At 64.3% G+C, this 9,718-nt stretch carries 3 protein-coding genes and 1 pseudogene; 3 read left to right on the top strand and 1 reads right to left on the bottom strand.

Annotated features, from left to right (window positions below; all coding sequences use genetic code 11):
* From WBF82_RS21370 to WBF82_RS21380, 3 genes and pseudogenes are all read left to right on the top strand, one after another.
* Positions 1-500 (top strand): annotated as a pseudogene (locus tag WBF82_RS21370) (dihydrodipicolinate reductase); the annotation flags it as partial.
* Positions 501-742: 242 nt separating this feature from the next.
* Complete coding sequence (locus WBF82_RS21375; protein WP_424384930.1) at positions 743-1,162, top strand: MmpS family transport accessory protein; 420 nt, start codon at positions 743-745, stop codon at positions 1,160-1,162.
* Entirely contained in the window at positions 1,159-4,080 is a 2,922-nt protein-coding gene (locus WBF82_RS21380; RefSeq protein WP_424384928.1) for an RND family transporter, read from the top strand. The genes WBF82_RS21375 and WBF82_RS21380 overlap by 4 nt, the downstream gene beginning before the upstream one ends.
* A gap of 28 nt (positions 4,081-4,108) precedes the next feature.
* Here WBF82_RS21380 and WBF82_RS21385 read toward each other — a convergent pair.
* Positions 4,109-9,718: type I polyketide synthase (locus tag WBF82_RS21385; RefSeq protein WP_424384929.1), on the bottom strand; the 5,610-nt coding region annotated here is incomplete at its 5' end.

Raw genomic sequence — 9,718 nt, forward strand, 5'->3', positions numbered from 1 at the left:
CCCCGGGCCTGGCGGACAGTGTGCGCCGGGAAAGCGAGGTGTTCGCCGAGTCGGCGGCGCTGATGGCCGACGCGGTGGGGGCGAAGCTGAACCAGATGACGTTCGACGTCACCTTCACCGCGGCCACCGCCGACTCCGACTTGGGATTCATGAAGATCCCGGCCGGAACCGTCGGCAGCGTCTACGGCTATCACCGCGGCTGGGTGGGCGACCGCAACGTGGTCAGCGTGGGATTCAACTGGATCATGGGCAATCACGTGGTGCCGCCGAAGCCGCTCGAACACGGCCACGTCATCCAGGTATTCGGCCTGCCCAACATGCGCACCGTGGTTCATTGCCTACCGCCGAAGGATTGGACGGAGCCCGGATTCATGGGTCTGGGCATGATCTACACCGCGATGCCGGTGACCAACGCCGTGCCGGCGGTCGTCGCGGCCAGTCCCGGGATCGTGACGCTGGCCGACCTGCCGCCGATCACCGGGCGTGCGGCACTGCCGTAATGACGCCGGATACATCGAGGGGACCTAGCGGAACGCTATCGTCCCCTCCGGTCTAGCATAGTTAGCCGAGCGAAGGTTCTATGGGGCATAGGTGGCGGTGACCAGCGGACACGAGCTCCTTCGGCAGAGTTGGGACGCCAACGGCGGCGACGGAATGGATCTGCGTCTTGATCTGTTCGCTTCAGACGACTGCGCACGGGCCGGCGGGAGGAGACCGAGTGAGGGCGATTTCGATTGGCGGTTTGCTCAGGCGCTGGTGGATCCCGTTGCTTCTCGTGGTCGTCCTCGCGGTCTCCGGGCTGGTGGTGTCACGGCTGCACAAGTTGTTCGGCTCACAGGACCTCAACGCGAATGCCGGAGCCGGGATCAAGATCGTTCAGTTCAACCCCAAAGTGGTGAAGTATGAGATCGACGGGCCGCCCGGCAGCGTCGCGAACATCAACTACTGGGACGCCGACGCCAACACGCACCAGGTCAACGGTGCGCCGCTGCCGTGGTCGTACACCATTTCCACCACCCTGCCCGCGGTCAGCGCCAACATCATGGCCCAAACCGATGCCGGTCACATCGGCTGCCGTATCACGGTCGATGGTGTACTGCGCGAACATCAGAGCGCAGACGGCCACAATGCCCAGACGTTCTGCCTGGTGAAGTCCGCATGACCGAGACCATGCCCGACACGAAGACGCCCGAGTCCACCAAATCCGGACACCCGCACCGACCGTTCATCCCGCACTTCGTTCGCATCTTCGCGATTCCGATCGTTTTGGGCTGGGTTGCGCTGACCGTCGTGGTCAACGTCGCCGTCCCGAGCTTGGAAATCGTCGGCGAAAACCATTCAGCGCCGATGGCCCCCCTGGATGCACCGTCGATGAAGGCGATGATGCGGATGGGGCACAACTTCAAGGAATTCAATTCCAACAGCACGGTGATGGTGGTGATGGAAAGCCAGCAGCCGCTCGGCGCCGCCGCGCACCACTATTACGACGACATCGTCCGCAAGTTGCGCCACGACACCGAGCACGTCCAACACATCCAGGACTTCTGGGGGGACCGGTTCACCGCGGCAGGCGCGCAGAGCGCCGACGCCCGAGGCGCCTACGTTCAGGTCAATATCGCCGGTAACCAGGGCACCACGCAGGCCAACGAATCCGTTGAGGCCGTCCGCAAGGTGGTCGACAAGGAACCCGCGCCGCCGGGAGTCAAAGCCTATGTCACCGGCCCGGCGGCGCTGTCCGACGACATGCACGTCATCGGCAACGCCAGCCTGGCAAAAATCACACTGTTCACCCTGGCCGCGATCGCGATCATGCTGCTTTTGGTCTACCGCTCGATCGTCACCACGTTGGTCCAGCTGTTCATGACGTTCGTTGCGCTGGCCTGCGCACGCGGAATCGTCGCAGTATTGGGTTACAACAACGCGTTCGGGCTCACCACGTTCGCCGCGAACATCCTGACGATGCTGGCGATTGCCGCCGGCACGGACTACGGGATCTTCCTTATCGGCCGGTATCAAGAAGCGCGTGCGGCCGGCGAGGACCGGGAAACCGCCTACTACACGACATTTCGTGGAGTCGCCCCGGTGGTATTGGGTTCGGGCCTAACGATCGCCGGAGCGACATACTGTTTGAGCTTCGCGCGGCTGCCCTGGTTCAACACCATGGGCCCCCCGGTGGCCATCGGCATGATCGTCGTGGTGGCGGCCGGGCTGACATTGGGTCCGGCGGTGGTTTTCCTGGGCAGTCGGTTCGGGCTGTTCGAGAAGAAGGCCCAGTCCCGCGGCCGGATGTGGCGGCGGGTGGGCACCGCGGTCGTGCGTTGGCCCGCACCGATTTTCGCGGTTAGCACCGCGGTCGTGCTGGTCGGCATGGTCGCGTTGCCCGGCTTCAAGACGAGTTACAACGACCGCCACTACCTACCCGAATCGGCACCGTCCAACGTCGGTTATGCCGCGGCCGATCGACACTTCTCCGAAGCCCGGATGAATCCGGACATGCTGATGATCGAGGCCGACCACGACATGCGCAATCCCGCCGACATGTTGGTGCTGGACAAGGTCGCCAAAAACGAGATCCGCACGGTCGGGATCGCGATGATCCAGGACATCACCCGACCGCTCGGAATTCCCATCCAGCACAGCTCAATTCCGTTTCAGAACAGCATCCAGAGCCAGACGACCATGCAGAACATGGACTTTCTCAAAGACAGAATGAAAGACCTTCTGAAGATGGCCGACGAGATGCAGATCATGATCGACGTCACGGAACGCCAGGCGAAGGTCACCCATGATCTGGCTAGTGCCGCCCTCGACAGCGCGAAAACCACGCAGGAGACGTCAGAGATTACCGACACCCTGCGTGACCACATCGCGGACTTCGAGGACTTCTACCGACCGATCCGCAGCTACTTCTACTGGGAGAAGCACTGCTACGACATTCCAGTCTGCTTCTCGTTCCGGTCGTTGTTCGACTCGGTCGACGGTTTCGACCAACTCGCCGAGAAGTTCCACGACCTCTCCGGCGACATCACCCGCACCGCGCAGGCCTCCCACGAGCTGGAGCAGCTGATCCCGATCATGCTCGAAACGTTGAAGACGACGCATGGTCTGACGTTGACGATGTACCAGACGTTCAAAGCGATGATCGACCAGATGGAGGCGATGAGCAACACCTCGATCGTGATGGGACAAAGCTTCGACGCCTCGCAGAACGACGACTTCTTCTATCTGCCACCCGAGGCGTTTACCAACCCAGAATTCATCCGCGGCGTGAAGCTGTTCTTCTCCCCCGACGGAAAGTCGGTGCGGTTCTTCATTACTCACCAGGGTGATCCGATGACTCCCGAGGGGATCGCCCGAGTTTCCGCGGAACGAACCGCCGCTCAGGAGGGGCTCAAGCAGTCCTCGCTGTCCGACGCCCGAGTGTATCTGGGCGGAAGCGCGGCGACCTTCCGCGATATGGCCGACGGCGAGAAGTACGACTTGATGATCGCGGTGGTTTCAGCGTTGACACTGATCTTCATGATCATGCTGCTGCTCACCCGCAGCGTGGTAGCAGCGCTGGTCATCGTCGGTACAGCGAGTAGCTCGATCGCCGCATCCGTCGGACTATCGGTGTTGATCTGGCAAGACCTGTTCGGCATACACATCCACTGGATCGTCGCGGCGCTTTCGGTAATCATCTTGTTGGCCGTGGGCTCCGACTACAACCTGCTGTTGGTCTCGAGGTTCAAAGAAGAAATTCACGCCGGGCTCAAGACCGGATACATCCGATCCATGGCCGGCACCGGCGCGGTCGTGACATCGGCGGGACTGGTGTTCGCCTTCACGATGGCGGCGATGCTGGGCAGCGAACTGACGGTGTTGGGCCAGTTCGGCTCAACGGTCTGCATCGGTCTGCTGCTCGACACGCTGGTGGTGCGCACGCTGTTCATGCCGTCGCTCGCCAGGATGTTGGGCCGCTGGTTCTGGTGGCCGCTGGTGGTCCATCCCCGAGGTGATTACGGCAAACCAAAGCCTCAGCCGGTACCAGCCGCCGAAGAGGACACCACCGCGCCACTGGCGGTTCAGGCGCAGCGATAGGCAGAGGCGACTCCCGCCGCTTGTCTTCTCAACCAGCCGATTCGAGCTGGCGGCTTTCGGCGATTTGCCGGCCTATATAGTCGGCGACCGCAGTCGGGCTGGGATGGTCGAAGATCAGCATCGGCGGAAAAGTCAGCCCCGTCGCGGTTCTGAAGCGGTTGCGCAGCTCGACAGCGGTGAGCGAATCAAACCCTAGCTCTTCGAACGATTTGTCAGGCTCGATTTCGTCAGGGGCGGGGTGACCCAGTACCGCCGCAACCTCTAAACGCACCATCTCGATCAGGAGGCCGTGTTGCTCGTCGGGCGCCAGCCCGTTGAGACGTTGGGCCAGCACCGATCTCGATTGTTTGGGGTCGATCGTGGCGTCGACCAGGCGCCGCCGACGGCGGGGGGCCAGACTGCTGAACAACGGGGGCAATCCGCCGCGCAGCGCCCAGCTGCTCAGTACGGCCCGGTTCATCTGAGCGGCCACTACAACGGGATGATCCACTGCTAGCGCAGCGTCAAACAACTCCAGCGCCTGCCGAGAGTTCATCGCCGCCAGCCCATAACGGCCGAGCCGGGCCAGATCGCGGCCGCTCAAATTGGCGGTCATGGCGCTGGCACGTTGCCACAATCCCCACGCCAGTGAAACGCCGGGCAACCCCACCGCACGCCGATGAGCGGCCAAACCGTCCAGAAATGCGTTGGCGGCAGCGTAATTTCCCTGCCCGGCCGCACCGACCGTGGCGGCGATCGAAGAACACAGCACAAACATCGACAACCCCATATGCCGGGTCAACTCGTGCAAGTTCCATGCCGCGTCGACCTTGGCCCGCAAGACTGGATCCGCCCGTTCCGGAGTCAGCGAGGTGATCACCGCATCATCGAGCACCCCGGCGGCATGAATTATCCCGCGTAGGGGTGGGCACCGCCGCTCCAGCTGAGTCAACAACTCCGCCAACGCAACTCGATCGGCGACATCGCAGGCCAACACCTGCACCTCGGCGCCGAGCCGGGCCAAATCGGCAACCAGCTCGGCGACCCCCTCTGCGCGATCCCCGCGCCGACTGACCAACACAACGTGGCGAACTCCGTAGGTGTTCACCAGATGGCGAGCCAGCTCGCCACCGGCCATCCCGGTGCCACCGGTGATCAACACCGTGCCTTCCGCAAGCCCTTCAGCCACCACCGTCGGCATGGTCAACACCACTTTGCCGATGTGGCGGGCTTGGCTCATGAACCGGAAAGCCTGTGCGGCGCAGCGCACATCCCACGTGGTGACCGGCAGACCGCGCAGCGCCCGGGTGTCAAGGAGCCCCCTCAACTCGCCCAGCATCGCTGCGAGGTGCTCTGGGCCGGCCTCGGCCAGGTCAAACGCCCGATACCACACACCTGGATACTTTGAGGCGACCGCAGGCGCATCGCGGATATCGGTCTTGCCCATCTCGATAAAACGCCCGCCGCGGGCCAGCAACCGCAGCGAGGCATTTACGAACTCACCGGTCAGCGAGTTGAGCACTACGTCAACCCCGCGGTGCGCGGTGACCGACAGGAATTTCTCCTCGAAATCGACCGTGCGCGAATCGCCGATATGGTCCTCGTCAAAACCCATGGCGCGCAACGTATCCCATTTACGTCGGCTGGCGGTGGCAAACACTTCCATTCCCCAGTGCCGAGCCAATTGCACCGCGGCCATGCCTACCCCACCAGTAGCGGCATGCACCAGCACCGATTCGCCTGCACGGATCGCAGCCAGATCCGCCAACCCGTACCAGGCTGTCAAAAATGCCACCGGGATCCCCGCAGCCTGCGTCAATGACCACCCCTGCGGCGCCTTGACAAGCAGTTGCTGGTCCACGACCGCCAAGGGACCCGCCCCACCTATCAGCCCCATCACCGGATCACCCACAGCCAACGGGGCCACATCGGCGGCGACCTCGATCACCACCCCGGCGCCTTCCGCACCTAACGCCGGGGTTTGGCCGGGATACATCCCCAACGCCACCACCACATCCCGGAAATTGACTCCGACCGCGGCGACCGCTACCCGAACCTGCCCCGATTGCAGCGGCGCTTGTGCCTGCGGGCAAGGCTGCGCCACGACATCCTGCAGCGTCCCACCGCCACCGGTTGCCAACTGCCACGCCTGCTCTCCCGCCGGTAACCCGAGCAGTGGCGGAGCTGGCGCTAGCCGGGCGGCGTACACACTGCCGGCGCGCACTACCAGTTGCGGTTCTCCGGCGCCGACCAGCGCCCTGGCATCCAGCGTCGTGTCGGTGTCGATCAGCACGATCTGGCCGGGGTGTTCGGTCTGAGCCGAACGCACCAAACCCCATACCGCCGCCCCGGCCAGATCGCTGACATCCTCACCGGCCAACCCCACCGCACCACGGGTGACCACCGCCAGCGTGCCGGTCCCTTCCTGGACAAGCCAGCGCTGCAAAACCATTAGAGCGGTGTGGGTGGCGGTGTGTACGCAGCCCACGACATCCTGACCGGCAGGCCCGCATTCCCACACCACTACACCGCTCGCACCGGGCCGCTCACCGTCGTCGGCGCAAAACTCCTCCCAGGACAACACCGGCGGCTCGTTATCCTGGTCAATGGTGTTGGGGTTCACCGGGATTGGTGACCACACCACTTCGAGCAGCCCCTGCTCGGGTTGTCCGCCGGCCGTGGTCGCCGCGGCGTGTAACTGTTCGGCGGTCTGCGGGCGGGTTGTCAGCGACTGCACCGTCAACACCGGCAGCCCCGCGGTGTCGGTTACCTCGACCGAAATCGCGTCCGCGCCCAGGGTGGTGATGCGGGCCCGCACTCGCCCCGCGCCGCCGGCATGCAGTGAAACCCCCCGCCAGCAAAACGGCAGCATGGTTTGGGCGGCGTCGTCGGCTGCCCCTGCGGCGTGCAGGACCGCGTCCAAGACGGCCGGATGCAGCCCCCAGCCGGCGACTTGTACGCCGGCCTCGCCGGAGGCGACGACCTCAACGAAAAGCTCTGGCCCGCGCCGCCACATCGCCGTCAGCCCCTGAAACGCGGGGCCGTAGCCATAGCCGCGGGCGGCGAGCCGTGCATAGAGATCAGAAATATCAATGCTGGCGGCATCGGCCGGCGGCCAGTCCGACAGATCCATTAAGGTGTCGGCGGCGGTCATCCCCACGATGCCCTCCGCGTGCAGCAACCACGCCCCGTCGGATTGGTCGCTGCGGGAATACACCGAGATTGCCCGGCTCTCCGACTGATCTGCGGCGCCCACAACCACCTGCAGCTGTACCTCGGCGCCCGGGGGCAGGACCAGCGGCGCGGCGAGCGCCAATTCCTCTATCACCGCGCATCCGACCTCGTCAGCGGCGCGGACGACCAACTCCACAAAGCCCGTCCCGGGAAATAGCACCGCCCCGCCCACCAGATGATCGGCCAGCCACGGCTGAGCGGACAACGACAACCGCCCGGTCAGCACCACCCCGCCGGAGTCAGGGCGTTCGACCACCGCGCCCAGCAACGGATGTCCGGCCGCGCCGAGACCCAAACCGTGTGCGTCAGCGGGTCCGGTCGAGGCTGGCGCCGACCAAAACCGCTGCCGCTGAAACGCATACGTGGGCAAGTCCACCCGCCGGGCGCCCGAGCCGGCGAATACGGCCGGCCAATCCACCCGCAGGCCGCTGGTAAAGAGGTGACCTGCCGCCCGCATCAGTGCGGGCAGCTCCGGGCGGTCTTTGCCCAACAACGAGACCGCCACGGGCTCAGCCGGCGACAATGACTGCTCGATGGACGCTGTCAAACCGCTCGCGGGACCGGCCTCGATGAAATGCGTTGCGCCATAGGCTTCCAGTTGCCGCACACTGTCGGCGAATCGCACCGGCTGACGAATATGCTTCACCCAGTACTGGGTCGACCCGAAATCCGATTCGGCCAGCTTGCCGGAGATGTTCGACATCACCGGGATGCGCGGTTCTCGAGGCTCAACCCGGGCAGCGATCTCCGTGAATTCCTCGAGCATCGGCTCCATCAGCGGCGAATGAAAAGCATGTGAGACGGCCAACCGGTGCACCCGCCGGCCGTGGGTAGTCAATCGTTGCGCGATCGCGCTAACTGCCCTCTGCTCACCTGAGATCACCACCGATGCAGGCGCATTGATTGCCGCGATTCCCACCTCCTCACCCAGCAGAGGCACGACCTCGTGTTCACTGGCGTCCACCGCGATCATCGCTCCACCTGAGGGTAGGTTCTGCATCAGCCGTCCCCGCGCGGCCACTAACATCGCCGCGTCCTCCAGCGTTAACACCCCCGCCGCATACGCCGCCGACAACTCTCCTACCGAATGACCCATCACGAAATCCGGGCCCACACCCCATCCGCGCAATAACGCGAACAGCGCCGCCTCAACGGCGAACAACGCCGGCTGGGCGAACTCGGTGCTATCGAGCAGACCCCGATCACCGCCCCAGACAACCTGACGCAGCGGCAGCCGCAGATGCCGATCCAGCTCATCGGCAACCGCGCCAAAAGCCTCGGTGAATACCGGCAATTGGCCACACAATTCGCGGCCCATCCCGATCCACTGCGAACCCTGTCCGGGAAAGACCAGCACTGTTTTACCGACCGACCCCGCCCGGCCCGTCACCACGTCCGCATCCGGCTCGCCGCTGACTACTTTGGCCAACCGCGCCATCAGCTGCTCTCGATCAGCGCCCACCACCACCGCCCGATGCTCGAACAGCGACCGCCGCGCCAACGAGAACCCCACGTCGACCGGGTCCACTTGCTGGTCGGTTTGCACATAGGTCAACAACTGGTCCGCCTGCGCAACCAACGCCGGCCCTGATTTGCCCGAGATCACCCACGGCAGCGCCGATAACACCGTCCGGCCGGAACTATCGGGATCGCTTGCGGCCCTGTCGCTTTCAGACTGTGCTTGTTCCAAGATCACATGCGCGTTGGTTCCGCTGATCCCAAACGAAGACACTGCCGCTCGGCGCGGATGCACGTCGGCCGGCCAGTCCCGAGCCTCGGTCAACAGCGACACCGCCCCGCTCGGCCAGTCCACCCGCGGAGAAGGCGAATCGACATGCAGCGTCGCCGGCATCACCTCGTGACGCATTGCCTCCACCATCTTGATTACCCCGGCCACCCCGGCTGCGGCTTGCGTATGACCCATATTCGATTTGATCGAGCCCAACCACAGCGGCCGCTCCGGCGGGCGGTCTTGCCCATAGGTAGCTAAAATTGCTTGTGCCTCAATGGGATCACCCAACGTGGTGCCCGTCCCATGAGCCTCCACCACATCCACATCGGCGGGGGTCAAACCTGCGCTGGCCAACGCCGACCGAATTACCCGACGCTGGGATGGACCGTTGGGTGCGGTCAACCCGTTAGACGCGCCGTCCTGATTGACCGCGCTGCCGCGCACGATCGCCAGCACCGAATGTCGTTGCCGTCGGGCATCCGATAACCGCTCCAAAACGACCACACCGGCGCCCTCACCCCACACCGTTCCGTCAGCCGCGCCGGCGAACGATTTGCACCGCCCATCAGCGGCCAATCCCCGCTGTCTGCTAAACCCCACAAATATCGCCGGCGACGACATCACCGTCGCGCCACCGGCCAACGCCAGATCACACTCCCCCGTGCGCAACGACTGCATCGCCCAGTGCAGGGC

Origin of the sequence: Mycobacterium sp. (assembly GCF_049673265.1) — a bacterium.
Classification (GTDB): Bacteria; Actinomycetota; Actinomycetes; order Mycobacteriales; family Mycobacteriaceae; genus Mycobacterium.

What these genes read in the sequence shown, in the direction of transcription:
- WBF82_RS21380 (WP_424384928.1), top strand. Translation starts at nt 1,159, where the DNA reads ATGACCGAGACCATGCCCGACACGAAGACGCCCGAGTCCACCAAATCC.